At 57.8% G+C, this 26,345-nt stretch carries 24 protein-coding genes, 2 tRNA genes and 1 pseudogene; 9 read left to right on the top strand and 18 right to left on the bottom strand.

Annotated features, from left to right (window positions below):
- Positions 1–191, top strand: a 191-nt coding sequence (locus MF268_RS21720) for a hypothetical protein (protein WP_238372950.1), incomplete at its 5' end; no start/stop codon positions are given.
- A gap of 581 nt (positions 192–772) precedes the next feature.
- Entirely contained in the window at positions 773–991 is a 219-nt protein-coding gene (locus tag MF268_RS21715; protein WP_238372949.1) for a hypothetical protein, read from the top strand.
- A gap of 173 nt (positions 992–1,164) precedes the next feature.
- Here MF268_RS21715 and msrQ read toward each other — a convergent pair whose 3' ends face one another.
- Together msrQ and msrP are read right to left on the bottom strand one after the other, a co-directional pair.
- Complete coding sequence (gene msrQ, locus MF268_RS21710; protein WP_238372948.1) at positions 1,165–1,776, bottom strand: protein-methionine-sulfoxide reductase heme-binding subunit MsrQ; 612 nt, start codon at positions 1,774–1,776, stop codon at positions 1,165–1,167.
- 7 nt (positions 1,777–1,783) lie between these two features.
- A complete protein-coding gene (gene msrP, locus MF268_RS21705) occupies positions 1,784–2,680 on the bottom strand; it encodes a protein-methionine-sulfoxide reductase catalytic subunit MsrP (RefSeq protein WP_238372947.1) in 897 nt (298 codons plus the stop codon).
- A gap of 174 nt (positions 2,681–2,854) precedes the next feature.
- On the opposite strand from msrP, the gene MF268_RS21700 reads away from it, so the two are divergent.
- Together MF268_RS21700 and MF268_RS21695 are read left to right on the top strand one after the other, a co-directional pair.
- Positions 2,855–3,295, top strand: a complete 441-nt coding sequence (locus MF268_RS21700; RefSeq protein ID WP_420485455.1) for a DUF302 domain-containing protein — start codon at positions 2,855–2,857, stop codon at positions 3,293–3,295.
- Between the two features lie 224 nt (positions 3,296–3,519).
- Complete coding sequence (locus MF268_RS21695) at positions 3,520–4,053, top strand: VPLPA-CTERM sorting domain-containing protein (protein ID WP_238372946.1); 534 nt, start codon at positions 3,520–3,522, stop codon at positions 4,051–4,053.
- 334 nt (positions 4,054–4,387) lie between these two features.
- On the opposite strand, the pseudogene MF268_RS21690 reads toward MF268_RS21695, so the two are convergent.
- The 3 genes and pseudogenes from MF268_RS21690 to MF268_RS21680 form a co-directional block, all read right to left on the bottom strand.
- Positions 4,388–4,654, bottom strand: a pseudogene (locus MF268_RS21690) (calcium-binding protein); the annotation flags it as partial.
- A gap of 461 nt (positions 4,655–5,115) precedes the next feature.
- On the bottom strand, positions 5,116–7,734 hold the full coding sequence (gene clpB, locus MF268_RS21685; RefSeq protein WP_238372945.1) for an ATP-dependent chaperone ClpB: 2,619 nt from the start codon (positions 7,732–7,734) through the stop codon (positions 5,116–5,118).
- Between the two features lie 219 nt (positions 7,735–7,953).
- Entirely contained in the window at positions 7,954–9,411 is a 1,458-nt protein-coding gene (locus tag MF268_RS21680; protein ID WP_238372944.1) for a midas domain-containing protein, read from the bottom strand.
- A 120-nt stretch (positions 9,412–9,531) separates the two neighbouring features.
- Here MF268_RS21680 and pyrF point away from each other — a divergent pair, with 120 nt between their 5' ends.
- Complete coding sequence (gene pyrF / locus MF268_RS21675; protein WP_238372943.1) at positions 9,532–10,233, top strand: orotidine-5'-phosphate decarboxylase; 702 nt, start codon at positions 9,532–9,534, stop codon at positions 10,231–10,233.
- A gap of 225 nt (positions 10,234–10,458) precedes the next feature.
- On the opposite strand, the gene MF268_RS21670 is transcribed toward pyrF, so the two are convergent.
- Positions 10,459–11,067, bottom strand: coding sequence for an NUDIX hydrolase (locus tag MF268_RS21670; RefSeq protein WP_337926829.1), 609 nt, complete (start codon positions 11,065–11,067; stop codon positions 10,459–10,461).
- On the opposite strand from MF268_RS21670, the gene MF268_RS21665 reads away from it, so the two are divergent.
- Complete coding sequence (locus MF268_RS21665; RefSeq protein WP_238372942.1) at positions 10,976–12,244, top strand: DNA polymerase IV; 1,269 nt, start codon at positions 10,976–10,978, stop codon at positions 12,242–12,244. The genes MF268_RS21670 and MF268_RS21665 overlap by 92 nt on opposite strands.
- Positions 12,245–12,416: 172 nt before the next feature.
- Here MF268_RS21665 and MF268_RS21660 read toward each other — a convergent pair whose 3' ends face one another.
- Positions 12,417–13,277, bottom strand: coding sequence for an N-formylglutamate amidohydrolase (locus MF268_RS21660; protein WP_238372941.1), 861 nt, complete (start codon positions 13,275–13,277; stop codon positions 12,417–12,419).
- Between the two features lie 153 nt (positions 13,278–13,430).
- On the opposite strand from MF268_RS21660, the gene MF268_RS21655 reads away from it, so the two are divergent.
- Positions 13,431–13,505 (top strand) — tRNA-Val (locus MF268_RS21655).
- Between the two features lie 115 nt (positions 13,506–13,620).
- On the opposite strand, the gene MF268_RS21650 is transcribed toward MF268_RS21655, so the two are convergent.
- Positions 13,621–13,697: transfer RNA gene (locus tag MF268_RS21650), tRNA-Arg, on the bottom strand.
- A gap of 151 nt (positions 13,698–13,848) precedes the next feature.
- On the opposite strand from MF268_RS21650, the gene MF268_RS21645 reads away from it, so the two are divergent.
- Positions 13,849–14,874 (top strand): LacI family DNA-binding transcriptional regulator, encoded by a 1,026-nt coding sequence (locus MF268_RS21645; RefSeq protein WP_088631930.1) that lies wholly within the window; start codon positions 13,849–13,851, stop codon positions 14,872–14,874.
- Positions 14,875–14,915: 41 nt separating this feature from the next.
- Complete coding sequence (locus tag MF268_RS21640; protein ID WP_238372940.1) at positions 14,916–16,079, top strand: winged helix-turn-helix domain-containing protein; 1,164 nt, start codon at positions 14,916–14,918, stop codon at positions 16,077–16,079.
- On the opposite strand, the gene MF268_RS21635 is transcribed toward MF268_RS21640, so the two are convergent.
- The 10 genes from MF268_RS21635 to MF268_RS21590 all read right to left on the bottom strand — a co-directional run bounded on the left by MF268_RS21635 (position 16,037) and on the right by MF268_RS21590 (position 26,228).
- Positions 16,037–17,053, bottom strand: coding sequence for a 3-hydroxyacyl-CoA dehydrogenase family protein (locus MF268_RS21635; RefSeq protein WP_238372939.1), 1,017 nt, complete (start codon positions 17,051–17,053; stop codon positions 16,037–16,039). The genes MF268_RS21640 and MF268_RS21635 overlap by 43 nt on opposite strands.
- Positions 17,046–17,963 (bottom strand): helix-turn-helix transcriptional regulator, encoded by a 918-nt coding sequence (locus MF268_RS21630; RefSeq protein WP_238372938.1) that lies wholly within the window; start codon positions 17,961–17,963, stop codon positions 17,046–17,048. Before MF268_RS21630 ends, MF268_RS21635 begins: the two co-directional genes overlap by 8 nt.
- A 107-nt stretch (positions 17,964–18,070) precedes the next feature.
- Positions 18,071–18,502, bottom strand: a complete 432-nt coding sequence (locus MF268_RS21625) for an acyl-CoA thioesterase (RefSeq protein ID WP_238372937.1) — start codon at positions 18,500–18,502, stop codon at positions 18,071–18,073.
- Entirely contained in the window at positions 18,502–19,695 is a 1,194-nt protein-coding gene (boxA, locus tag MF268_RS21620) for a benzoyl-CoA 2,3-epoxidase subunit BoxA (RefSeq protein WP_238372936.1), read from the bottom strand. The genes MF268_RS21625 and boxA overlap by 1 nt, the downstream gene beginning before the upstream one ends.
- Positions 19,692–19,868 (bottom strand): hypothetical protein, encoded by a 177-nt coding sequence (locus MF268_RS21615; RefSeq protein WP_238372935.1) that lies wholly within the window; start codon positions 19,866–19,868, stop codon positions 19,692–19,694. Before MF268_RS21615 ends, boxA begins: the two co-directional genes overlap by 4 nt.
- 207 nt (positions 19,869–20,075) lie before the next feature.
- On the bottom strand, positions 20,076–21,527 hold the full coding sequence (boxB, locus tag MF268_RS21610; RefSeq protein ID WP_238372934.1) for a benzoyl-CoA 2,3-epoxidase subunit BoxB: 1,452 nt from the start codon (positions 21,525–21,527) through the stop codon (positions 20,076–20,078).
- A gap of 81 nt (positions 21,528–21,608) precedes the next feature.
- Entirely contained in the window at positions 21,609–23,270 is a 1,662-nt protein-coding gene (gene boxC / locus MF268_RS21605; RefSeq protein WP_238372933.1) for a 2,3-epoxybenzoyl-CoA dihydrolase, read from the bottom strand.
- A gap of 153 nt (positions 23,271–23,423) precedes the next feature.
- Positions 23,424–23,885, bottom strand: a complete 462-nt coding sequence (locus MF268_RS21600) for a DUF309 domain-containing protein (protein WP_238372932.1) — start codon at positions 23,883–23,885, stop codon at positions 23,424–23,426.
- Positions 23,872–24,696: an alpha/beta fold hydrolase gene (locus MF268_RS21595; RefSeq protein ID WP_238372931.1), complete on the bottom strand. Its 825-nt coding sequence runs from the start codon at positions 24,694–24,696 to the stop codon at positions 23,872–23,874. The genes MF268_RS21600 and MF268_RS21595 overlap by 14 nt, the downstream gene beginning before the upstream one ends.
- Complete coding sequence (locus MF268_RS21590; RefSeq protein WP_238372930.1) at positions 24,696–26,228, bottom strand: benzoate-CoA ligase family protein; 1,533 nt, start codon at positions 26,226–26,228, stop codon at positions 24,696–24,698. Before MF268_RS21590 ends, MF268_RS21595 begins: the two co-directional genes overlap by 1 nt.
- Positions 26,229–26,345: the final 117 nt, after the last annotated feature.

The raw sequence follows: 26,345 nt of genomic DNA, 5'->3' as shown, positions 1-26,345 counted from the left end.
CGTTGCGATCCCGTCCGTCTCCGTCCGTACCGCCCGTCTGGCGCCCCGTCAGCGCCTCAGCGCCGCCGGTGAAGGGGTATTTACGGATGACCCCGGATATCCGCAAGGGCTTTTTTGAGAAAGACATCATCTTTTTTTCAAAAAAGCATAATATTGCATGTTATCAAATACTTGACTCCGGAAATTTTTGAGAAAAGCTGTAAGGTGTCACTCGCCGGGTTCGTTCGAAATCCGAATCCGGGTTCGATTTCGACTTATCCACCCGCTTATCCCCAAGGGATGCGGGAATCCGCGTGAATCTGACCCAGCGTCACCCGATTCACCCAACGAGTCATCCGATTCACCTGCCCAAAACGAATGCCGCTCGCACCAGAGATGCGAGCGGCAGGTAAACAGGAAGGGGTGCCGTCTCACGCAGCGGATCTGCGACTTCCAGCCCGAACAGTCCATGCACACCGAGCATGAACGACAGGCCCGCGGGCAAAGGCAAAACTTCACCATCGGTCCCCGTGAACTCGAAACCAAAGATAAAGCTCGAGGCCGTAGCGCCGCGTTTGGCGGCGAAGAAGGTTTAGCTCTGGCCGGCGCACAAGTTGAGCGGCCCACCGACAAAAGACCCCGACACCGGCGTATTGTTCGACAGGCTTTCCACGGTAGAGATGCCACTGCCGAATGAATTCACGCCGGACGCCGTGACATCGAATGAGCATTTACTAGGTAACGTGCGTCAAAGCCTGTACAGGCGTCCAGCCTCTCATAGTGATCGACTGACATGGAACAGGACGGCGTGACTAGCGCCCATCGATTGCCTGCACAGGGTTGGCCGGATGAATATAACCGTGCTTCAGGTTCCGATGCGGGGGAACTGCCCAGAGGTAGCAAATGCGAAAGCTACGCCTTCTGGCAGTTCGGCAAAACCGTTGAAGGGAATGACAATGCTATAGGCTACAAATCCGGCAACGACATTTCCATCAGTCAAGTCGAGGGTTGAAGCCGGCGCAGAAGAGGTGGCGATAATGGCAACGGCGGCCACGCTGATCGACTTCGATGTGTCTTACACCGCCCGACTCTTTCTCTGCCGCAGGACACCGGCCCCCGAACGCATGGATATCTTCAGCTATATGAAAGAAGATGCCCGTAGAAATGATCCGATTGGTTCAAGTCTCAGGAAAGCTTTCGCTGTACATACTGTGCCGCCGCGCGCGGCATCAATCGAAGAGCCAGCAGAACCATGATAATAGCTAGATAGATCAGCGGTTCGATCTGGAATCCCTTGGCCAGCATCACGAAATGCACGGCCCCGAGGATGGCCGCAGGATAAACGAGCTTATGCAACTTCCGCCATTTGGCACCCAGTTTCCGGACGGACAGATTGTTCGACGTTACCGCCAGAGGAAGGAGCAAGACGAACGCGGCCATTCCCACAGTAATATATGGACGCTTTACGATATCCGCCCAAATCCGCGCCGGATCCTGCACATCGAGCATCAGCCAGACCAGCAGGTGACAGGCAACGTAATAGAAAGTCATCACGCCGATGGCGCGGCGAAACTTCATCAGGTTCAGGCCGAGGAAACGTCGAAGCGGCGTGACCGACAACCCTATGATCAGGAAGATCAAGGCCAGTTCACCCAGTTCATGCTCGAGCGCCTTGATCGGCTCGACCCCAAGCCCCCCGGTCAGGCCGAGATAAAGATACCAGAACGGGGGCAGTGCAAGCACGAGGTAAACGACCCAGACGGGCAGTTTGCGCAACAGGGTGTTGAGGTGGTTCATCTTCGGATCAGAAATTCTTGGCCAAATCCATACCTTCGTAAAGGCTGGCAACTTCGTCATAGCCATTGAACATCAAGGTGTCCTGCCGGCTGGCGAATAAACCTCCACCGATCCGCCGCTCGGTCGCCTGGCTCCAGCGCGGGTGATCGACGTTCGGGTTCACATTACTATAGAACCCGTATTCCCCGGCGTTCGCCTTGTTCCAGCTTGTCGGGGGTTCCTGATCGGTCGCGGTGATCCGGACGATCGACTTGATCGACTTGAAACCATATTTCCATGGCACGACCAGACGCAGGGGCGCGCCGTTCTGGTTCGGGATCCGCTGGTCATAGATTCCAGTGGCCATGATCGTCAGCGGATGCCGCGCCTCGTCAAGCCGCAAGCCTTCAACGTAAGGCCAGTCCAAAACCGCATACCTGACGCCCGGCATCTCTTCAGGACGGAAGGCCGTCTGGAAAGCCAAGTATTTTGCGCCTTGCTGGACGCCGACCATATCCAAGAGGTCGGCGAGTTCGAAACCCTGCCAAGGGATGACCATCGACCAAGCCTCGACACAGCGAAAACGATATATCCGCTCTTCGATTGTCATGTTCGACATGATTTCTTGAAAATCGTACGATCCGGGCTTATCGACAAGCCCGTCGATTTCAACGCTCCAAGGCGAGGTCGTCAGCATATGCGCGTTTTCTGCCGGATCGCCCTTGCCGGTGCCGAATTCGTAGAAATTGTTATAGCTGGTGATCTCTTCGTAGCTGTTCGGCTCAAGCTCCTCGGCCGCCGCCTTGCCACCGATCGACGCAAGACCAAGCCCGGACAATCCGGCCATGATCTGGCGACGGTTCATATACAGGCTCTTTGGCGTGACATCTTTTGCAGTCAGGTCGTTCTTCCAGCGAAAAGCCATACGGCTTCCTCCTCAGCAGCTTTCAAACATATGTAGGACAGAGCCTTTCACAGGCCAAACCAATTCATCTCACGATGGAGAGACCAGATTGTAACCTTATGGCTTTTGTAAACGCTGCCAATTTCCCCGCTTGTCTGTTAATAAGACGACAAGTTGAACTATGGGGTTTCTGTCGTGCTACGCCTTATGCTTGCTGCCCTGATCGGAACGATCCCGATCGCAATAACCGCTCAGGAAATCGTGTCGTATGAAACAGACCAGAGTTTCGACGATGTCGTGTTCGGACTTGAAAGCGCCATTCTTGATCGTGGGCTTGTTATCGACGGTCAGAATCATGTCGGCGAGATGTTGGCGCGGACACGCGAAGATGTCGGTTCCGAGAAGATCATCTTTGAACACGCCGAAGTCTACAGCTTCTGCTCTGCGGTGCTTTCCCGCAAGATGATGGAGGCGGACCCGCTCAACATCGGCTTCTGCCCCTACGATATTTTTGTCGCGCAACCTGTAGGGGAAAACGTTACCATAGGTTTTCGAAACTTTCCCGAGGGTCCGATGAAGGAAGTTCAATCTCTGCTTGATTCGATTGCACGGTCTGCCATCGGCGATGGCAACTGAAAAAGACCGGTGTCGCGAACGCGAAAACTGCGTTTCGGTAAACAATTCTGTATCTGGTTGCGCAATCACGTCATAAAAATGCCTCATTTTCGACCGCACGGGACGCGTTTCGTAAACAATCACTTGGATTAACTTTGATTAGATCCTTGCTTTGTGTAGATTGAGCTTGGGGACCGACAGTCCAATAACAAGTGAGTCGGATTTCCTAGTTCAGGAGAAAAGTCATGTTCCGAAAGCCTATAGTACTCGCCCTAGCGGCGATCTTCTCTCTCTACGCCACGATATCGTCGGCGGCGGTCACCACCAGCGGAATCTTCAATACACCCGTATCGCTCTCTGCCGGTGACACTGCCAAGGGGTTTGCTGATGCCGAAGCATTCGACCTCTATGCCGGTACGTCGGCTACCATCACGGCAATGGACGATCTGGAACTGCTACTGACAGCGACGGTCAACCCGTTTCTGATCGGCGGCAACTCCATTGAGCTCACCTACTCGTTCAATGGGCTTCCTTCCGTTGTACTTCCTATCACCCCGACGAACGGCACAGGTGCGGCAAGCCTCAACCTGTCCATGAGCGCACTCGATACGCTTGAACTCTTCGTCGATGGTGAAGCAGGAAGAGCAGGTAATCTCGTCACTGTCGTCCTGTTGACCGAGGCTCCGGCAGCGGTACCGCTTCCGGCGGCAGGCGGAATGCTTTTGACTGCGCTTGGCGGCATCTACATTGCACGTCGGCGCGCCCAAAAAGCATCGTAGAGTTAAGATACGGATCCACGCCAAGAAAATTGGCGTGGGTCACCCAAATTTTGCGAAGCCGAAACCGTTCAGTAGAGGATGTGTTCCTCGGTAAGGTCCGCCGCAGTAATCCCCGAAAATAGAACGGTCGTCGCGCCATCGACATGACAGCGCCATCCTCGGTGTCATCGAGCGTGAACGCTACCTCTTTCCGGCTCAGATAGACCAGATCGACCTCGAGCTCGAAATCGCGGACCTTGTCCGAACCGTGTTTCGGACCAAAGATGAATCGATCTGCGCCTTTGCCGCCGACGAGCCGGTCTTTTCCGCCGCCGCCCTCAAGCCCATCATCATCTGCACCACCCTTGAGTAAATCTCGGTGCGCACCCCCTTTTAATGTGTCGTTTCTTTTCTGACCGACAAGCTTGTCGTTACCCTTCTGACCAAAGAGCAGATCGGCCCCATTCCCGCCATACAAGACATCACGCGCAACGCCGCCAAAGAACTCGTCCCGGCCGGCGCCGAGGAAGACCTTCGTACCCACGTGGAAATAGTCGCCCGCACGGGAGAAAAAGCCGCCCCCAATGTCCTTTATCTTGCCCGCGTAAACTTCCCAGTGCATCGAGCTGAAGTAATCCAACAGGTTTCCCGGACCATCCACGACCGCAACAATGTCAGCCCAGTCCAGATCGAGCTCTTCCATCGAAAAGACTTCGCTGTACTGGCTGTGTCGCTCAACGTCGATCTCGAGGATGGTGCCGCCGCAGACGTCGAACCCGTTATCCGTTTCTTCGAAAACGAAACCCTCGCCGGACAGGGTCATCTCGCCAGTGTCAGTTTAAACAGTGACCGCCGTTCGGTCGCCGAAATAATCGATCCAAACCGCGTATCTAGCGTTTCGATGAAATCCTGTATCACGCTGGGTGCGCCTAGGATATCCAGCCTGTCATCCGGCCCGTCACGCAAAATTGGCAAACTTTCTTCCCGCCGACTTCCAAAATAGGCTCTATGAATACCATAGCACTCTAAATACTTGATTTTAAATGACCAATAAAAAAAAGGGGGCCGAAGCCCCCCTTTCCGTCAGTGGACGACCGCGTCATCCGGTTTGGGTCGGTTCGACGCACCGACCCGGTCGCCAATAAGCAACCCGTCCGCGCCTGCGCTGACCGGCACGACCGATCCGTCAAGCACATCCCCGGCCAACAGCATTTCCGCCAGCGGGTTCTGCAGCGCATTCTGGATCACCCGCTTGAGCGGGCGCGCCCCGAACACTGGGTCATAGCCTTCATCCGCAAGCCATGTCTTCGCCGCATCGTCGAGTTCGAGCGTGATCTTGCGGCTTGCCAGACGCTTACTGAGGCGCCGCAGCTGAATATCGACAATCGCATCCATATCCTTGCGCGCCAGACGGTCAAAGATGATCGTCTCATCCAGACGGTTCAGGAATTCCGGCCGGAAGTGGGCCCGTACGGCGTCCATCACATCGCGCCGCGCCTGGGAGGCATCCGCGCCGTCGGGAAGCTGGCTCAATGCCTGCGCGCCGAGGTTCGAAGTCAGCACGATCAGCGTCTGCTTGAAGTCGACGTGGTGACCCTGACCGTCGGTCAGCATCCCGTCGTCCAGAACCTGCAGCAGGACGTTGAACACGTCCGGATGCGCCTTTTCGACCTCGTCGAACAGCACGACCTGATAGGGACGCCGGCGTACGGCTTCGGTCAGAACACCACCCTCATCATATCCGACATAACCCGGAGGTGCACCGATCAGGCGAGCAACGGAATGCTTCTCCATGAATTCACTCATGTCGATACGCACCATCGCCTGATCGTCGTCGAACAGGAATTCGGCAACGGCCTTGGTCAACTCGGTCTTACCGACACCGGTCGGCCCGAGGAACAGGAACGAACCCAGCGGACGGTTTTCGTCGTTCAGCCCGGCACGGGCACGACGTACCGCGTTAGCCACCGCACGAACGGCCGCGTTTTGCCCGACGACACGACGGTGCAGGTCGTCTTCCATGCGCAACAACTTCTCACGCTCGCCTTCGAGCATTTTGGACATCGGTATCCCGGTCCAGCGCTCGACCACGCTCGCGATCTGTTCGGGGCGCACGGCCTCTTCGACCATCAGCCCGCTGTCTTCGCGCTGCTCCGCGTCGGCAAGCTGCTTTTCGAGTTGCGGGATCACGCCATAGGAAAGCTCACCGGCCTTGGCCAGATTGCCTTCACGCTTGGCGATCTCCAACTCAGCTCGTGCCTTGTCGAGCTGCTCTTTAAGATCACGCGCACCGGCCAGCTTGTCGCGTTCGGCCTGCCATGCGGCGGTCAGCTCGGCACTCTTCTCCTGCAATTCAGACAAGTCCTTTTGCAGGGTTTCGAGGCGATCCCGGGACGCCGCATCCTCTTCCAGTTTGAGAGCCTCTTCCTCGATCTGCAACTGCAGGATCTGGCGATCAAGCTGGTCGAGTTCCTCAGGCTTGGAGTCAACCTCCATCCGCAACCGGCTTGCGGCCTCGTCCACAAGGTCAATAGCCTTGTCGGGCAGGAAGCGGTCAGTAATGTAGCGGTTCGACAGAGTTGCCGCCGCCACCAGCGCCGCGTCCGCAATGCGGACCCCGTGGTGCAGCTCGTACTTTTCCTTGATACCCCGCAGGATCGAGATCGTATCCTCAACCGTGGGCTCGCTGACCATCACCGGCTGGAAACGCCGCGCCAGAGCCGCGTCCTTTTCCACGTACTTGCGGTATTCGTCGAGAGTCGTCGCACCGATGCAATGCAGCTCACCCCGCGCCAGCGCAGGTTTGATCAGGTTCGCAGCGTCCATGGCGCCGTCAGCCTTGCCCGCACCAACCAGCGTATGCATTTCGTCGATGAATAGGATGATCTCGCCAGCGGCATCGGTAACCTCGGTCAGAATGGACTTGAGGCGTTCCTCAAATTCACCGCGATATTTCGCACCGGCAATCAGCGCACCCATGTCCAGAGCGAGCAGCTTTTTGTTGCGCAAGGACTCAGGCACATCGCCATTGATGATGCGCAGCGCGAGCCCTTCGGCAATTGCCGTCTTACCCACACCGGGTTCACCGATCAGCACCGGGTTATTCTTGGTCCGGCGGCTCAGAACCTGCATCGCACGACGAATTTCCTCGTCCCGTCCGATGATCGGGTCGATCTTGCCTTGCTCGGCGGCTTCGGTCAGATCGCGCGCATACTTTTTCAGCGCATCATAGCCTTCTTCGGCTGTTGCCGAATCCGCCGTACGCCCTTTGCGAATATCGTTGATCGCTTCGTTCAGCGCCTGTGCGGAAACCTTGCCTGCGTCCAGCGCATCCTTGGCTTTCGATTTGACCATGCACAGCGCCATGAGCACGCGCTCGACAGTTACAAAACTGTCCCCGGCCTTTGACGCAAGCTTTTCAGCCTCGGCCAGAACCCGGCCCGTCGCACTGTCCATATAGACCTGACCAGCGGCGCCGCTAACCTTGGGCAGCTTTGCCATCGAAAGATCAAGCGCTTCGACAACGCGAGCAGGCTGTCCGCCCGCGCGGGAAATCAGGTTGCTCGCCAGCCCCTGATCATCATCCATCAAAGCTTTCAGAAGATGTTCTGGCACCAGACCCTGGTGACCTTCGCGCATCGCGATTGTTTGAGCGGCCTGCACGAAACCACGTGCCCGCTCCGTGAACTTGTTCAAGTCCATCGTTCTCTCCTTTATAAAGCGCCCGCCTTGTCGGCGCCCGCTATGCGGCACGCCTTTTTATGGGCCTCGATAGAAAGATGGGCAATTCATTCGCCCGTTCAAGATATCCTAGGCAACTTTTCGCGAGGATTCGGAGGGGCTTGGGCAATTTCGAAAGAAAAAAGGCGGAACGGGTTAAAACCATTCCGCCTTTTCCTGAAAACCATTCCGGCAGTATCGTTATTCGCCGGATTGCATCGCTTCATTCGCCTTTTGCAAAGCTTCAACAGCCGCTGCAGCCGCATTCGCCGCCTCTTGCGCCGCGCTGGCCGCCGCCTTGGACGCTTCGAGCGCCGAGGTCGCTGCCTGTTCAAGCGCTTCCATCTGGGCGGCCGTCATGGACGACGATTGATCCTGAGACTCCGTATTGGGTTGAGATTGCTCCGCATCACCGCTCGCGGCCTCTTCCTCCATCGCCATATCTTCTTCGTTCCCGGATGTTTCCTGAGCAGCACTCTGATCCGATGCCGAAGTCTCTTCCTCGGTGGCTGTCGTCACATTCGCCGCTTCATCGTTATCCGTACCGTCCGTATTGGCCGTTTCTTCGGAAGATGTGCCCTCGCTGGCTTCTACAGGTTGGACGTCGGTGCTGCTCTCTTCATCAGCAGCGGTTTCGGTAGCTTCGCCGGTCTCGGTGGTCATGGCGTCGTCAGAATTGCTAGTTGCCGCCATCGTCCCGTTAGCCGCTTCGTCGTTATCAGTACTGTCGCTACCGGGCGTTTCCGCAGACACAGTAGACTCGCTTGCATCAGGCGATTCCTCTTCGGAACCGGTGTCATCATTTGCAGCCGTTTCGGTGGCTTCACCCGTCTCATCTGCCGAATTGGCGTCGGACGCATCGGCTGCGGCCGGTTCCGTGTTACCTTCATTATCTGGGCTTTCTACCGATGCGGATGCTGTCTCCGCTTCCTCAGCTACGGCAGTATCATCAGACGACGAAGCAGCTTCCTGCTCGGTCGTATCTCCCGAAGCAGCCGCTTCACTGGTTTCACCATTTACAGTCGCATTCTCGGTGGTCTCGTCGGAATCACTTTCAGCAGAGGCAGTCTCCGACTCGGTTTCTTCCGCCGCAACTGGAGTCGGCTCTTCGGTGGTGGAGCGTGTGTCCTCATCGCCCGCAGACTCCTCTGCCGCTAATGCAGCGCTTGCATCGCCAGCTTCGGAATCGTCGGCAGAGCTCGCGTCGGCTTGTTCCGTTTCTACTTCGGCTGCACCCTCTGCGTCAGACGGTGCTTGTTCTCCGGAAGTTTCCGCAGGTTCATCCAATGCTTCTGAAGAAGCTGTTTCGGCCTCACCCTCGGTCGCTTCGGTTTCCGCCGCAGCCTCTTGCGTAGCCTCAGGATCATTCACAGAAGCTGCATCCTCAGACACGGGTTCTGCGGCGCTGGTCTCCTCTGGATCTGCCGCCTGCGCATTTTCGGTCGAGCTGCCCGAGAAATTCATCACGAGGCCGATGACGACAGCGACCGCGACGCCAAGGCCGATAATCATAGGAAACACGCCAATCGATTTCGATTTCGTTCGACCAACAGAATGGGCCGTTTTGGCCCCCACATTCCCCGACGTCCCAGCCGCGTTCTGCGATTTCGACGCCGAGCTGTCTCCCGATGATTTTCCGGTATCTTCCGCTTCTGCCATAAAAATGCTCCGTCCCAAATGTTTCGACCAGACAAGGGGCGAACGTCGAAGCACTGGCATCGGTTCCAGAACTCGATTATGTGGCCGTCATCAACGCCAAAGCCCGGATGGAGATCCCGCATGACCGATGAACGGCTGATAGTCGCGCTCGATGTACCAGACGCCGTTCAAGGGCTGGCCCTGACCGAACAGCTTGGCGACAGCGTCGGCTTTTACAAGATCGGCCTTGGTATGCTGACCACCGGCGGTCTCGCTCTCGCGAACGAGTTGATCCAGGAACACGGCAAACGCATTTTCCTGGATATGAAGCTGTTCGATATCTCCAATACCATCGAGAATGCCGTACGCGGCCTATCGCGCTTTGATCTCGACTTCCTGACGGTCCACGGTGACCCGCATGTGATACGCGCAGCGAAGCAAGGCGCCTCAGGCAGCAAGCTCAAGATCCTGGGCGTGACCATCCTGACATCGCTCGACCGCGCTGATCTGGACGCAGGGCTCATGAAAGAAGGTGACGTCGCAGATCTGGTCCTGAACCGAGCCGGAAACGCTTTTGACGCCGGGGCGGACGGTGTTATCGCCTCCCCGCAGGAAGCCGCCGCGATCCGCGCCCTTCCCGAAGCGCATGACCGGCTCATCGTCACGCCCGGCGTTCGCCCCGCTGGCAGCGCAAAAGGTGACCAGAAACGCACCGCCACTCCCGGAGAAGCCATCGCGAACGGTGCAGATCACGTGGTGGTCGGTCGACCGGTCTACGGTGCGCCCGCGCCCCGCGCTGCTGTCGAAGCCATTCTCGACGAGATGAAAACGGTCAGCAATTAAGCAACCTTTTGCATTTGGACCGCGAATTTCCGCCGTTTTGTTCCCGCCAGGGCACAATCTCGATTCACTTACCCTAGGTAAGGCAATCCCTACTTTCGGGAAATGCACCTATGAGCGACACTGACAGCGAGACACTCCCCCGACGAACCTTATCTTCCTGTGGTTCGTCACCTCCCCCCGCGAAAGCGCGGGGGGTCTTTCGTCAAGGGTCGGCAAACTCATAGATCAACCAGCAACGGCCCGATCCAATCCCAGATAAATTGACAGATGCTTGGCAAAATGCGGGATCGCCATTGCATTGCTGCAATAATCTTCGGGGCGCATGACATCCCATCCCTGACCTTCATCTCCAAAACGAATGTCGCGTGTCCGACCGACCGGCAGATGCGCCACAAAGAACCAGCTCTGCCCCTCCGGACGTTGCGAAATCGCCGACCAGACAAGTTCTTCTGCTTTCAATTTAAGACCGACTTCCTCGTAAGTCTCCCGCAGGGCGCATTCCTCCGGCGTTTCCCCGTTTTCCCGGCCGCCACCCGGCAAATCCCAATACCCCGGAAAAGGAATCTCAGGCTTCATGTCCCTGCGGATGACAAGCAATTGCGAGCCGAGAAAGACAGCGACTTTCGCACCTGAAAACTCCATGCCCATACTCCCGGCTGAAAGATCGGCACCTTCACGCACTGGCGATGGTGTTGAAGAAGACATATCATGTAGACCAGTCTCTGCGAAACGAAACGATCCCATGGCTTCTCTCTGCCGCGAATGCGCCCGGGCACTGGAATTGCCCTCCCAGACGAAAGCAGCGCGCTGCCCGTACTGCGGCAGCATGCGCATTACCACGCATGAAGAACTGTTCGATCTGAAGATCGCCCATATGGACTGTGACGCATTCTACGCGAGCGTCGAAAAGCGCGAAAATCCGGAGCTCGCGGACAAACCCGTAATCATTGGCGGCGGTCGGCGGGGAGTCGTTTCGACCGCCTGCTACATCGCTCGTATACGAGGCGTCAGATCGGCCATGCCGATGTTTCAGGCGCTGAAACTCTGCCCGGACGCGGTAATTGTGAAACCGAGAATGTCGCTTTATGTCGAAGTCTCCCGAGAAATCCGGAAAATGATGGAAAGCCTGACACCCGCGGTACAACCATTGTCCCTCGACGAAGCCTTTCTCGATCTCACGGGCACCCAACGTCTGCACGGAGCGCCCCCGGCGATCATGCTGGCCCGGCTCGTCAAACGCATGAAGGACGAGTTGGGTGTAACCGGTTCGATTGGTCTCTCCCACAACAAGTTTCTTGCGAAAGTCGCCTCTGACCTAGACAAGCCCCGCGGCTTCTCTCTCATCGGCAAGAAAGAGACGGCGGATTTTCTGAGAGACAAACCCGTGCGGCTCATCTGGGGTATCGGTCCATCGGCACAGCAATCTCTCGAAAAGGTCGGGATCCGAAGTTTCTCGGATCTGCTGCGCTGGGATCGTGAGGAGTTGGTCACGCGTTTCGGCAGCACAGGCGAAAGGTTGTGGCATCTCGCTCGGGGCGAAGATCATCGACGGGTCTCCGCCAATGAGCCCGTGAAATCCATCTCGAAAGAAACGACTTTCAATGAAGACACGGCTGATCTGGAGGTGCTGGATGGGCACCTGTGGCGCCTCTCGGTGCAGGTCGCGGACCGGGCAAAGGCGCGGAACCTCTCAGGGCGCGTGGTTACCTTGAAGCTGAAACGTACCGACCACAGTTCAATTACACGCAGGCATAAGCTGCGCAGTCCGACGCACATGGCCGACACAATCTATGGCGAAGCTCGGTCGCTCCTCGATCATGCCTCTGAGTTGGGGCCATTCCGACTGATCGGCTGCGGCCTTTCCGGTTTGTGCGAAGTGTCAGGCGCAGAGGCACAGTCAGATCTGCTCGCCCCCAACCATGCCCAGCGCATCAACTCGGAGCATGCGACAGATGCAATACGCGCAAGGTTTGGACCTGATGCCATCCTGAAAGGCCGCGCGCTTCGGTGAGGCGCAAAAGCTGGGCGACCGCTCCGATTGGGGCTCTGCCCCAAACCCCGGGATATTTGAGACCCAAAGAAGTTGAAGACGCCCCTGCTTCTTTGGGTACCCAAATATCCCCGCCGGAGGCATCGTGCCGCCGCAGGCGGCGCGAATTGCTTAACAAAAAGAGGTTCGCCGACTATTCTGCCGCCAGTGGAACGCATTCGCGACCGATTTCAACGATCTGCCCGACGACGCCGCGTAACAGTCCGACAACCTCTTCGAAATGCGGAGCCGGCTCAATAGTCCGTTCATTCATATAGAGCGAACGGTCAATTTCAATCTGGATGGCATGTTGGCGGCGCGACGGTCGGCCATAGGCCTGTGTTACATAGGCACCGGCGAAGGGCGCATTTCGCGTCACTTTAAGACCGGCGACGGAAAAACACGCCTCTATCCGGTCGACCACGTCCCTGCCGGCGGCAGCACCGAATCGATCGCCGAGAACGACTTCCGGCATGCCCCCCCGATTCCGGGAACTGCCCTCCATCGCCTCATGCGGCATAGAATGGCAGTCAATCAGGATTGCTTCGCCGAACTTTGCATGCGCTTGATTCAGAATATCCTGAAGAACTGCATGATACGGTTTCCAATAATCTTGGATCCGTGTCGCTGCTTCTGCGCGGGGAATCTTGCCCCGGTAAATGGCCTTGCCATTTGCCACGACGCGAGGGATCACGCCCAACCCACTGGCGATTCTCGGATTATGCCCCTGACGCCTGACACCTTCGATCAAGGCCGGATCAAGTTCATCGGCGCTTCGATTCATGTCGAGATAGGCCCGCGGGACACCAGCCAGCAGCAAGGGCGCACCGAACTCCGGAGCGCATGAAAACAACCGATGCACGAAGGCATCTTCCGAAGAACGAATCGTGTGTTCGTCCAGTTGGCTCTGCTTCAGGAATTCTTCGGGATAGTCACTGCATGAATGTGGCGACGCGAAAACGACGCTGGAAAGTTTCCGCAGCGGTTCTACCAAGTGAAATGCAGGCTGGGGCATCTCTTCTCCCTATCGACGCTCCGGATCATAGCCCGGAAACATTCCGTATCAAAAGCCCTTGATCACCCCTACGACTCCTTTTATAGACCCGCTACCGGCGCGGGCATTACCGCGCTCCACTTATGTGGAGCAAAGGCTTAAACCGGGATTCATGGGCGATTAGCTCAGTGGTAGAGCACTTCGTTGACATCGAAGGGGTCACAAGTTCGAACCTTGTATCGCCCACCATGAATCCCATTCCGGTTCCACGCGCAATTCGCCATTAACTGGCCTCTGCCACCATCAATATCATCTGCGCCTCAAGTGCCCGCACAAGTTTGCGTGAAACGCTGCTATTGAGAAGTGGTGACCCCGGCAGGATTCGAACCTGCAACCTGCCCCTTAGGAGGGGGCTGCTCTATCCAGTTGAGCCACGGGGCCGCGTATCTCTCTTAACGCGACGGTTCTTCTTTGTCATGACCTTTGCGCCCAGTATCAACAGGTTGTTGAATAATCGTTTCGCTTTAAGTTAACGTCTGACTATTATTCACTGTATGGCCTTTAGGGGTCGCATTTCTGGAAGGTCACGCCATTGTCCCTGGAAGCCAAACGACCGCTGACCCTTCGCGATGTATCCGAAGCCTCGGGCGTATCCGAAATGACGGTCAGCCGCGTATTGCGGAATCGTGGCGATGTAAGCCAGGCAACCCGGGAAAAGGTGCTCGCCGCCGCCAAGCAGCTTGGCTACGTACCCAACAAGATCGCCGGGGCGCTGGCCTCCAATCGGGTGAACCTTGTCGCAGTCATCATTCCGTCGCTATCAAACATGGTTTTTCCCGAGGTACTGACCGGCATCAACCAGGTGCTTGAGGATACAGTTCTGCAACCGGTGGTGGGCGTCACCGACTACCTGCCGGAAAAGGAAGAGCGCGTTCTTTACGAAATGCTGTCCTGGCGACCTTCGGGTGTTATCATTGCCGGCTTGGAACATTCTGAGGCATCGCAGACGATGCTCGAGGCCGCAGGCATCCCCGTCGTCGAAATCATGGACACGGACGGCAAGCCGGTCGACGCAATGGTCGGTATCTCGCACCGGCGCGCGGGACGCGAAATGGCGCAGGCCATTCTCAAAGCCGGGTTTTCCCGCATTGGCTTTATGGGCACCAAAATGCCGCTGGATCATCGCGCTCGCAAACGCTTCGAGGGCTTTACCGAGGTGCTCGCCAAGAACGGCGTGGAGATCGAAGACCGCGCGTTTTATCAGGGCGGTTCGGCGCTCGCCAAAGGCCGCGAGATGACACAGGCGATGCTGGAACGCTCGCCTGACCTTGATTTTCTGTATTATTCCAACGACATGATCGGCGCGGGCGGGCTTCTCTATCTGTTGGAGCAGGGCGTCGATGTGCCCGGTCAGATCGGGCTTGCCGGCTTCAACGGAGTTGAGCTGCTACAGGGTCTGCCTCGTAAACTTGCAACGATGGATGCCTGCCGATTGGAGATCGGGCGTAAGGCCGCCGAGATTATTTCGGCCCGGATGAGCGATCCGCCGCAACCGGTAGAGAACATCGTTACGCTCACGCCAAAAATCACCTACGGCGATACGCTGAAACGGTGGTAACCCCGCTCGAACTGGACAACCGGACAGCGCGGCGGATCTTCATGCAACGCCACGAGCTGTCGGATGCGCCGAGCGGCCCGGGCAAAGGCGCGGATTTGGACGCGCTGATCCAGCGACTTGGCTTCGTACAGCTTGACAGCATCAACACCGTAGCGCGGGCGCATGACCTGATCCTGTTCGCTCGACGCCCAGCTTATCGGCCTAGGCACCTCAAACGCTTGCATGATGTCGACAGGGCATTGTTCGAACATTGGACCCATGATGCCGCAGTCATACCGATGCCATTCTACCGTCATTGGCACCTTCGCTTTAGACGCGATGCCGAAGCCTTGCGCGCGCGATGGAAACGCTGGCAAGGGCACGACTTCGACCAGCAATTCGAACCGGTACTGCGCCATATCCGCGACCACGGCCCGGTCGGAACTTCGGATGTGGGCAAGGATGAAAAGAAATCGAGCGGGGGCTGGTGGGAATGGCACCCGTCCAAGACCGCGCTTGAGTATCTTTGGCGCAGCGGTGCACTGACCGTCACACGACGCGATGGGTTCCGCAAACAATACGACTTGACGGAGCGGGTGATCGAAGAACACCTCTGCGTTGCCAAAGGCTCTCCCGATCCCGTCGAGAGCATCGACTGGTTGTGCAATGCGGCGCTCAACCGGCTTGGCTTTGCAACGTCGGGCGAGATCGCCGCATTCTGGGCTACAGTAACCCCACAGGAAGCCAAGACCTGGGTCGAAGGTCAGGTTCAGACCGGGGCGCTAATACCAGTTCGCATCACTTGTAATGGCGGCGCTCAGAGGGCGGTTTTTGCCCGCCCGGACATTGCGGATGCACCCATCGAACCCCCGACCGGTCGGTTGCGTGTTCTAAGCCCGTTCGACCCCGCCTTGCGCGACAGGAACAGAGCCAAGCGCCTGTTCGGCTTCGACTACCGTATCGAAATCTTCGTGCCCGAAGCGCAGCGCAAGTATGGCTACTATGTCTTTCCACTTCTTGAAGGCGATCGCATCGTCGGTCGGATCGACATGAAAGCGCACCGGGATCAGGACACTCTGAAAGTCACCGCTCTCTGGCCGGAACGCGGTGTAAACTTGTCAGGCGGCAGGCTTGCAAAGCTCGAAGCGGAACTGACCCGCATCATGAGGCTGGCGGGCGTGTCTCAGATCGAATTTTTGCCTGGCTGGTTGCGCGATCCGCTCTGATCCGACCAGTTTATCCAGCCGGGCGGCAGGCCGAGACCGTGAATCGCGACGGTTTCGATCAGTTCCGAAGATGCACCTGTTTTCCGTCCCGCCTCAAATAGCGCTTGCCGAAGGAATCCCACTATTTCTGCATCACTGAAACTACGCTGTTCCACAAGCGCGAAATGCGCCTCTTCCCGGATCAGATCTTCGACAAGCGGATCGATCACCGCACCGCCGCCACCGGGATAACGGTACCAGCCGACGCCAACCTTCTTGCCCAGACGGCCCTCTTCGACCATCCGGTCGGCGATCAGTTGTGAATCATCGCCCCGACGACGCCGGTCCGCATAGGCAATCTCCGTCCCGATAAGGTCCTGCGCCTCATGTGGCCCCATGGCGAACCCTTCGGAAACAAGTGCCTCATCGATTTCATGCGGAACGGCCCCACGCATCTGCAGATATTCCAGCGACGCGTACCACGCCTGCTCCAGCGATGCGCTGAGAAGGAAGCTGTCGCGAGGGCATATGATAGCTTTTCGTCCGAGTTCTTTGGCCAGAACGACAGCTTCCTCGCAGTTGCCCTGCCGGTCCGGCGTGATCTCGGCAAGGCGGCGCAGATGAGCCGGTGCCGCCAGATTAAGGCCGACGCAGTTACCCAAAGGCGACTCCAGAGTGGCCTCGCGATCTACACAACAGATCAAGGCATTGCCCGAAACCTGCGCCTCGAGGTTACGATGAAAATCCATCCGCGCGGCCTGCGGCAGATCCGTAGCTTCAACAACGATCTCCGTCGATTTCAGGACTCCGATCTCTGCTGTAACCTGAACAGCCTCGCCGCCAACCTGTTTGAGAAATACCGCAAACCTCTCCGCGCTCGCACTATCCTCTTCAACGACGACGACATCGAAACCACCTTTGGCGCCGAGGGAGGCAACAGCGATGGCTTCGGCGCCGCTGCCCACAATCACCATGCGGCGCATTGCTTTAGCCAAGGAACCCGCGCGCCCGGATAAGTTCGACCAATTGGGACAATGCTGTCTCAACCGCGACTCCCGACGTATTGAGCTGCGCCTCTGCGCGGGCGTAAAGCGGCTCGCGGCTGGTCAGGATTGATTTCAGCTGTTCCATCGCTTCGGGGTTTCCAGCCATCGGGCGTTCGTCCCCTTGCGCGCGGACCCGCATCATGTGTTCGTCCGGCGAAGTACGCAGCCACACGGTGTGGAACCGGCTGAGCAGCGTATTGTAGGTTTCAGGCTCAACGACGATACCGCCCGCCACCGCCAGCACAACGGTGTCATAGGTCGCGATAACCCGGTCGATAGCCTGCGCTTCGAGGCTGCGATAGCCTTCCTGACCATAAAGCGCGAGAACCTCTTCCACGGGCATCCCGCTGTGCTCTTCGATCTCACGGTTCAACTCGACAAAAGGTACGCCCATCTCCTTGCCAACCATCGCGCCAAGAGTCGATTTCCCCGCCCCGCGCAGACCGATCAGGCAAAGCCGACTGGCGCGACGGGTATCTTGATTTTCCGCGTTGAGCACGTCCAGCACTTCCTGCTGGATCGACTTGCTCGCCAGACGGTAGAGGTCGGCAACCCGCGTCACTTCAGACGTCCACGGATCCTCCTCGCTGATCAGCCATTCGATGCGATGGTCAAGCGCGATGGCAACGCGCAGCAGCAACCCGATCGAGATATTGCCTTCACCCGCTTCAAGCTGGGCAAGATAACGCGGAGACACGCCGGAAATCTCCGACAACACACGGCGCGGAATACCCTTGCGTTCGCGCGCCTTGCGCACGCGTTCACCGACACGGCGAATGAGCGACGCAACCGCGTCATCGACCGGAGTTTGCGTCCCGCCGGGCTTGGTTTCGCCCCGAAAGTTGGTGATTTCGCTCATGTCTCGCCGCTGTGTGTACTATATTGCAACACCTACGACGTGCGCAGATTTCTGGCAATCTGTTTCGGAATTACCCGACTCTAAGCGTCGGACAATACTGAAATATTTTAGCCTCGGATCAATGGCTCAACGATAGCCCGGATATCATCGGGTGCCGGAATGGTGCTGACTGTCGCCGCTTTTGTGAATACACAGGTAAAGCTGCCCTCAAAGCAAAGAACGCCGTTCTGACGGCCTATCACCTTGAAAGATATGGACTTTGTCCCAAGCTTTGTCGGGAAAACCTCGCAAAGCAATCGATGGCGCGGCGTGACAGGAGAACGGAAGTCGCATTCGAGGTGTACAAAGGGTGTACCGAAACCGCGGTCCATCTCGAGCTGATACCACCCGTCGCCGCCCAGCGTGTCTTCCCACCATGCGTCGATCGCTTCGAGTGCAAATACCGGCAGACGACCGGTATAGGCGATCTTGGCCGGGTCGCAATCGCCCCAACCAACGCGGATTTCATGCACAAAGCTCTTCTGCTCGGCATCCTTCATCAGTAGGTCTCGACGTGATAGCGGCCATCTTCGCGCATCGCATCGCGGACTTCTGTCCAGACCAGACCCTGCTTGCGCGCGATGTCGGAAAGCGCCTCTTCCACGCCTTGCTCCATCGCCCTGAGCCCGCAGATATAAATGTGGCCCTTGGGATCGCTGAGCAGCTTGGCGACCTGTTCCGATTCCTCGCGCAGCTTGTCTTGCACGTAATGCTTGCCACCCTCGGCCTCACGCGAAAAGGCAAAGACCTTTTTCATGAACGTGTCCGGCACTTTCTTGAGCGGCCCGAAATAGGGCAATTCGCCCTGACGGCGCGCCCCGAAGATCAGGGTCAGGGAGTCCTTGACCGAAGGCGTCTCCCGCTGGCGGCGCATGGTAAACCCGCGGAAAGGCGCCGAACCGGTGCCGGTGCAGATCATCATCAGATGCGCCTCTGGGTCCGACGGCAGCAGGAAGGTCGCTCCAAAAGGACCAGTGACTTTGACCGTATCCCCCTTGCTCAGATCGCAGACGTAATTCGAACAAAGACCCAGATCTTCACGCTTCACCGTCAATGAAACGTTGTTATAGCCGGGCCGCTCACCGTCGCGAGGCGAGGACACCGAATAAAGGCGCGGCAGATGCGGCTTGCCCTCGTCATCGTTCCCGGGCGGGATGATCCCAATGGACTGCCCTTCAAGCACGGGAAAGGGCTGCCCCCCAAAATCGAGGATGATATGGCGCACATCGCTGTCGCTGTTTGCATCGGTCAGGCGATAGTTGCCCTGAACCTTGGCCTCGGCAGGCTTGCCAAGGTTGTACATGTTGACGGTCGGCTTCGACGCCGTTGCCGGGGCTTTCGCCTTACCGCCCGCGCCCTTGTGCGCTTCGGCAAGCAATGCTGCCATAGCACCATCAAGCGCTTCGGTGTCCGCGTCGCCCTCGGGACCGACTTCGATCTCTTCCTGTTCCGGAAGCTCCATCCATTCGTACTGTTCTTCCAGCGAATAGGGCTCGTTCACCACGCGCCATTCATCAATGGAACCCGTCGGACAGACGGGGATGCAATCCATGCAGAAATTGCACTTCGACGCGTCGACAACCACGTTGTTATCGTCATGTTCAATCGCCTGCACCGGGCAGGTCATCTCACATGTATAGCAACGGATGCAGATTTCCGGGTCGATCAGATGCTGCTTGAGTGGCTTGTTCATTGTGTCTCGCGTTTCTTGGAAAGAACGATATCCGGAACGGTCAGGACATCAATCAATTCCGCGCAACGGCCAGAACAGTTTTCGCAGCCAACGCAGTTTCCCTGAACGTCGGGAAAGGCCTGTACCACCGTGGTGATGCGGGAAGAACCGGGCTTGGAACGCGAAATGATCATGGCTGTAACTCCGATATGCACAAGGGTGTTGCAGGCAGTTTAGCGAAGAATGCAGGCTCCAATCCATCGGGACGGGCGACTCACGCTAAGGCTGGCTCATGACCGGAGGAAATTTCAGGCACTTCCTCTGGCCTCTGCTTGCAGAGGGGCCATCACGGCCCCTCTCCCGTTGTTATCAGGCGCGGGGTGAAGGCCGAGCCGTCAGGCTCACGCCATGTGAAGTTTGACGTATTCGAAATCGCCCGGCTTGTTGTCGATGCCAACTTTCGGCGGCGCGATCCAGCTCGCGAATTTACCCGGCTCATGCACCGGCTTCATCAGCGATTGGATGAAATCGCCATCCGCCTTGGTCGGCAGCCATTCGTCCTTGCGCTTGTTCCACTCGTCGGAGGAGATGATGTTGCCATCCGGGTCCACGGCGACTGCGCTGAAGACACCGATCTGACGGTGGAAACCTTCATGCGGCAGCTTGAGCTGGAAATCGACACCGGCCTTTTCGATGATCTTGTTCCAGCGGTTCACACCGCCCGCCGCGTCGCGGACGTAGTCGTCGCGCAGGCGCATGTTGATCGCCGTCAGCGCCGGTGCATCCTCAGTGATGATCTTGCCATCCTTGATGGTGCTCACCTTGTAGGTCGCGTCCTTGAGCTGGTGATCGTCGTCGATCCGGCTCTCCATATAGCGGCCCTTGATGCCCGAGTTGAAAGCATTCGCCGCGTTGGTCGACACTTCCTGACCAAAGAGGTCAAGGCTGAGCGTATAATGCAGGTTCAGCTTTTTCTGGATCGTCGGCAGGTCTATGACACCCAGGTCACGGATCTTGTTGATGTCATAGGGGTCGGTGATGCCGGCCTTGTTCATCGCCTCGATGGTGGCCTGAATGGTGCGGCCAACGCCGGTTTCGCCCACGAACATGTGGTGCGCTTCTTCTGTCAGCATGAAGCGGCAGGTACGCGAAAGCGGATCGAAACCGGACTGCGCCAGCGACTCCAGCTGCATTTTGCCGTCACGGTCGGTGAAGTAAGTGAACATGAAGAAGGACAGCCAGTCCGGAGTTTCCTCGTTGAAGGCCCCCAGCATACGCGGCGCCTCCTCGGACCCCGAAGACCGGACCAGCAGGTCATCGGCTTCTTCGCGACCGTCGCGGCCGAAATATTTCTGCAGCAGATACACCATCGCCCAGAGGTGACGGCCCTCTTCCACGTTGACCTGGAACAGGTTGCGCATGTCGTAGAGCGACGGCGCCGTCAGGCCAAGGAAACGCTGCTGTTCGACCGATCCCGGCTCGGTGTCGCCCTGGATCACGATCAGGCGCTTGAGCATGTTGCGATATTCACCCGGCACTTCCTGCCATGCAGGTTCGCCAAGGTGTTCGCCCATCGGGATCTTGCGATCCTCGACCTGCGGTGCCAGCAGAACGCCCCAGCGATATTCGGGCATCTTCACATAGTCGAACTTGGCCCAGCCCTTAGGGTCAACCGAAACGGCTGTCCGCAGGTAAACCATCGATTCCTGAAAATTCTGCGGGATCAGGTCGTTCCACCAGTTGATATAGCCGGGGTGCCATTTTTCCAGCGCCTTCAGCACTTTCTTATCGTTCGACAGCCCCACGTTGTTGGGGATCTGGGTGTCATAGCTGACGTTGATCAAATCAAGCATTTGTCTCTCCCTAGGCGTGGCGGGATCCTACCCACCCAAACAATTAGAGGCGGGACGGGCATCACGCCCGTCCCGCTGTCGTCACACACGTTCCATATTATATTCGCCGCGCTGGCCGGTGCCATAACGCTGCAAGGCACCTTCGGCCCCCACCGCGTTGGGACGCTGGAAAATCCAGTTCTGCCACGCGGTCAGGCGACCAAAGATCCGGGTCTCCATCGTTTCCGGCCCGGCAAAGCGCAGGTTGGCTTCCATGCCGGTCATTGCATCCGGGCTGAAGCTCGCGCGCTCTTCCATAAAGATCCGCACTTCGTCTTCCCAGTCGATATCGTCGAGGATGTAGGTCACCAGACCCAGCTCATCCGCATCGTCCGCTTCCAGCGGCTCACCGATCTTGGCTTTCAGCGCGTCGACCTGTTCAGGCTCACCCAAGAAACGGGTCTCGAGGCGGGTCAGGTCGTTACCCATCGGGTAAGTGCCGAAATTGCTTTCGGAAAGCGTGATCGCGGCGGTTGGACGGTTGTCGCCTTCGAACTCGTCGAGCATCATGTAGGAACGGTCAACGGCCCAAAGCAGCTCGGCCAGCACGCCGGTATAGCAGGAACCATGTTCCACCAGCGCCACGAGGCTGCGCGAGGTCATATCAACACGCTTAAGCACACGCTTCCAGTATTTCAGCGTCTCGTTTGCCAGCCAGTGATCAGCATTGTCGTGCAGCAACTTTTCATGGGCTGCGAGCAGCTCCGGGTCACCCTGGGTGGTGAAGACGACCAAGCCAAGCTCACGCTCATTCAAACGCAGGTGCAGGATTGCGTCATCCAACTCACGGGCCAGGCGCAGGATATAGGCGTCAGACCCCTGTGACTGCATCGCATCCATGTCCGCAGGCGCATCGGCGTCGGGGCCTTTCAGCAGAATGGTCGCCTTGCCGTTATCACGATCCAAATCGACTTCGACCAGCGAATAGGTCACGGAACCATCCCCGCCAAACTTGCGATCCAGCGGCTTCAGCTCGATCCCCTTCAGGCCCGAAGGCTTCTTCGAGGCCGATGCAAACTCGGCTGCGCGCTCCTTCACCGTGTCGTCGAACTTCGAATTCGCGACGACCTCATCGACCAGACGCCATTCCTTGGCGCGCTCACCCCGGATGCCCTCCTCGATCGAGCAGAACACATCGGCGCGGTCACGGCGGACCTTACGCTTGTCGGTGACGCGGGTCAGGCCACCGGTGCCCGGCAGAACGGCCAGCAGCGGCACCTCGGGCAGAGCAACCGACGACGTCGAGTCATTGGTCAGCATGATATAGTTGCAGGCCAGCGCAAGCTCATAGCCACCACCGGCACAGGCACCCTTCACAGCGGCAATATACTTCTGGCCGGAATCTTCTTCGGCTGCCTCGAAGGTGTTGCGCGTCTCGTTCGTGAACTTACAGAAGTTCACCTTATGCGCATGGCTCGCGCCACCCAGCATACGGATGTTCGCGCCAGCGCAGAACACTTTCTCTTTGCCCGACTGCATTACGACAACCTTGACCTCAGGATGTTCGAACCGCATCCGCTGAACGACATCCGCCAGTTCGATATCGACACCAAGGTCGTAGGAATTCAGCTTGAGTTCATAGCCGTCAAAAAGCCCACCGGTTTCATCGACATCCATGAACAGGTTCGCGACCTCGCCGTCATATTCCACCCGCCAGTGGCGGTACTTGGACGGATCGGTTTGAAAGTCGATGACCTTGGACATTTCACGCTCCCTTTAAGGATCTGGTTGATATGCAACTTAATGCGTCCATGGGCTCAGGTAAACCCTATATATGCAAAATAGTGCAGATTAGTTTTCGTTGTTTTACAGGTACTTGCAGTTTAGTTCACAAATTTCTCAGATCAGATTTATGCGCTATAATGCATATTTACCGCCTGAGAGATTCGCTTTCCCGCGCGTCTCTTCGATAAACTGCTGCACCTCGGAAAGCGACAGACCCATGATGGCACCTGCTTCACCGCAGGCATCCAGATGTCCGTCGGCGATATCACAAAGCCGCCTGACAGCATTCAGGCGGTTCATCTTCAGCTTTAGCGCCGCATTCGCCACCTGAATCACGCCCTGAACGAACTGTCGCTCCGGCCCGTCCTCCAGTGCCATCCAGACCGGCTCGAGAACTTCGTGCGCTTCCCAGAAATAGCCGTGCCGTACAAAAAGCCATCCCGCGCGCCAGGCCAGAGTTTGCTCCAGTTCCTCAGGGCTCATCCCGGGCTGAACCGACGCATGAAACGCCTCGAACAGCGATTCATCGTGGCGCGCGTTCCGCCCCGGCACATAGGCATGGGGCGGTATCGGAATATTCTCAGGCCGTTTCAACCTCTGCCGCCTCGATCCGCTCAAGCCGCGTCGCGAATTCGCTCACTGCGGCCAGAACCGCTTCGGTTTGCTCCAGGTGCGGCGCATGCTGGCAATCGTCCAGAACAACCGTATCAACAGGCGAATAGGCCCGGTTTTCGATCTCTTCGATCTGGGCAAGCGTTCCGTACTGATCGTCACGCCCCTGAATCGCCAGCGTCGGAATGCGAAGGTAGTCGATCACCTCAGCAACGTTCCAGCTCTCGAACTTCGGATCGAGCCAGACATCGTTCCACCCCCTGAAGGCGATCTCGGGGTTCTTGTGATACTTGGCCATCTTCTGGGCCATATCGGTCGTCTCGAACGCCCTCTTCGTCTCGCGGATCGACTCGAGCCCGGCTGGTTCGGTAAAGAAATGCGGCGCCATCAAGACCAGACCACGCACTCGCAGGTCCGCCACGCTTCCGGCATAGATCGCGGCAATGGTCGCCCCGTCGCTATGTCCCATCAGGATGCCACGCTCGAACCCCATCTGGTCAAGCACCTGCGGCAGCACTTCAACCGCTTCGCGCGTCATGAAATCCAACGGCTTGGGCAGCTCCGCAGCATCCGACTGGCCATAGCCAAGACGCGAATAGACGAAAACGCCCATGCCCGTTGCCTGGGCCAGTTTGGCCGGAAAATCGCGCCACAAGGCGGCACAGCCCAGACCTTCGTGCAGCATGACAATCGTGGGCGCCTTGTCCGGCGAGGGACCCATCGCGAAATACTCAAGCTGCTTGCCCTCAACGGTCAGCGGCGTCTTGGGGTTTTCGGACCATTCGAGTGTCATCACACGGGCTCCCTCAGTTTGAATCGCTGGATCTTGCCGGTGGCCGTCTTGGGAAGCTCGTCAACGATATCGACCCAGCGCGGATACTTCCACATGCCGATCTTTTCCTTCACGAACTCTTTCAGATCACCCAGTTCCGCACTGCTATCTTTCAACACCACATAGGCTTTCGGTTTTTCCAGTCCCTTTTCGTCTGACCACGGGACGACGGCGGCCTCCAGCACGGCGGGATGTTCCACCAACGCCTGCTCGACCTCGAAAGGGGACACCCAGATGCCGGACACCTTGAACATGTCATCCGTCCGACCGCAGTAGACATAGCGCCCGCCTTCGGTCAGCTCGTACTTGTCACCTGTCCGGGTCCAGTGCCCTTCAAAGGTGGAACGCGACTTGTGACGGCGGTTCCAGTACCCGTCCGCCGAGGACGGCCCACGCACCAGCAATTCACCGACTTCGCCCACGCCGACATCTTCGTCATGCTCATCGACAAGACGAACTTCATAGCCCGGCACGGCCCGACCCGAGGTGCCATAAACGATGTCACCGGGCGAATTTGACAGGAAGATGTGCAGCATCTCAGTAGACCCGACACCATCGACAATCGGCGCCGCCCAAAGCTTTTCCCAGCGCTCGCCAATCTCACGCGGTAGCGCCTCACCGGCCGAGGTGCACAGCCGCACGCAATGATCCGGCTGCCCACCCGCCTTTTCCTGTGCCGCGACGAGGGCAGCGTAAAGTGTTGGGACGCCGCAAAAAATGGTGGGCCGTTCCTTTGCCATCACCTCGAAAACTGCGTCGGGCGTCGGACGCCCGCCGAAGATCACCGTGGTCGCGCCAACGGACATCGGGAAGGAAATCGCGTTGCCCAGACCATAGGCAAAGAACATCTTGGCGACAGAGAACACCGTGTCCTGCTCGGTAATGCCCAGAACCTGCGCGCCGAATGTGTCGACCGTGGCTTTCAGGGAGGAGTGAACGTGGCGCACCCCTTTGGGCGACCCGGTCGACCCCGAAGAATACAGCCAGAAAGCCAATTCGTCCTCGTTGGCCTCGACCGCTTCGACAGGTTCGGCGTCCGTCGTGAAATCGTCAAAGCTGATCGTTCCTTCGGGCGCGTCGCCTATCACGACCACCGCGCGCAGATACTTGTTGTCTGCGACAGCTGGTGCAACTACCTCCCAAAGCTGTTCCGACACCACAAGCACCGTAGCGCGGCTGTCGTTCAGAATCTCTTCGTAGATGCCGCTCGACAAGAGCGTGTTCAACGGTACCGGGATGGCCCCGGCCTTGATCGAACCCCAGAAAACAATGGGGAATTCGATCTGGTCCCGCACGATCATGGCGACACGCTCTTCGCGTCGCACGCCATGCTTGCCCAGAGCCCCGGCAAAAAGCGAAGTTTCCCGCGCGAGGTCGCCGTAGGTCAGGCTGCGCTGTGCGCCGTCCGCCTCGCGAAAGGCGACCTTTTCGGCGCGGCCTTCGTCCAGATGACGATCCACGAAATAGACCGCCGCATTGCCCGATGGTGACATAGGAACCTCCCCGCTCTGCGCACCGCCTCCTCGCAACGCGTCCTGCGCGACTCGGATATGCGGAACAATATCTCCTCTCAGCGCTTATGCAACATAATGCCTATATTTGGCAATATA

The organism is Heliomarina baculiformis (assembly GCF_019966545.1).
Lineage (GTDB): Bacteria > Pseudomonadota > Alphaproteobacteria > Rhodobacterales > Rhodobacteraceae > Heliomarina > Heliomarina baculiformis.
Note: the sequence above shows the minus strand (reverse complement) of the source record. Positions and strands in the feature narration are given on the sequence as shown.

Coding starts and splice junctions, on each gene's coding strand:
- MF268_RS21715 (WP_238372949.1), top strand. CDS start 773: ATGGAACAGGACGGCGTGACTAGCGCCCATCGATTGCCTGCACAGGGT.
- msrQ (WP_238372948.1), bottom strand. CDS start 1,776: ATGAACCACCTCAACACCCTGTTGCGCAAACTGCCCGTCTGGGTCGTT.
- msrP (WP_238372947.1), bottom strand. CDS start 2,680: ATGGCTTTTCGCTGGAAGAACGACCTGACTGCAAAAGATGTCACGCCA.
- MF268_RS21695 (WP_238372946.1), top strand. CDS start 3,520: ATGTTCCGAAAGCCTATAGTACTCGCCCTAGCGGCGATCTTCTCTCTC.
- clpB (WP_238372945.1), bottom strand. CDS start 7,734: ATGGACTTGAACAAGTTCACGGAGCGGGCACGTGGTTTCGTGCAGGCC.
- MF268_RS21680 (WP_238372944.1), bottom strand. CDS start 9,411: ATGGCAGAAGCGGAAGATACCGGAAAATCATCGGGAGACAGCTCGGCG.
- pyrF (WP_238372943.1), top strand. CDS start 9,532: ATGACCGATGAACGGCTGATAGTCGCGCTCGATGTACCAGACGCCGTT.
- MF268_RS21665 (WP_238372942.1), top strand. CDS start 10,976: ATGGCTTCTCTCTGCCGCGAATGCGCCCGGGCACTGGAATTGCCCTCC.
- MF268_RS21670 (WP_337926829.1), bottom strand. CDS start 11,067: ATGCGCATGCTGCCGCAGTACGGGCAGCGCGCTGCTTTCGTCTGGGAG.
- MF268_RS21660 (WP_238372941.1), bottom strand. CDS start 13,277: ATGCCCCAGCCTGCATTTCACTTGGTAGAACCGCTGCGGAAACTTTCC.
- MF268_RS21640 (WP_238372940.1), top strand. CDS start 14,916: ATGCAACGCCACGAGCTGTCGGATGCGCCGAGCGGCCCGGGCAAAGGC.
- MF268_RS21630 (WP_238372938.1), bottom strand. CDS start 17,963: ATGAGCGAAATCACCAACTTTCGGGGCGAAACCAAGCCCGGCGGGACG.
- MF268_RS21625 (WP_238372937.1), bottom strand. CDS start 18,502: ATGAAGGATGCCGAGCAGAAGAGCTTTGTGCATGAAATCCGCGTTGGT.
- boxA (WP_238372936.1), bottom strand. CDS start 19,695: ATGAACAAGCCACTCAAGCAGCATCTGATCGACCCGGAAATCTGCATC.
- MF268_RS21615 (WP_238372935.1), bottom strand. CDS start 19,868: ATGATCATTTCGCGTTCCAAGCCCGGTTCTTCCCGCATCACCACGGTG.
- boxB (WP_238372934.1), bottom strand. CDS start 21,527: ATGCTTGATTTGATCAACGTCAGCTATGACACCCAGATCCCCAACAAC.
- boxC (WP_238372933.1), bottom strand. CDS start 23,270: ATGTCCAAGGTCATCGACTTTCAAACCGATCCGTCCAAGTACCGCCAC.
- MF268_RS21595 (WP_238372931.1), bottom strand. CDS start 24,696: ATGACACTCGAATGGTCCGAAAACCCCAAGACGCCGCTGACCGTTGAG.
- MF268_RS21590 (WP_238372930.1), bottom strand. CDS start 26,228: ATGTCACCATCGGGCAATGCGGCGGTCTATTTCGTGGATCGTCATCTG.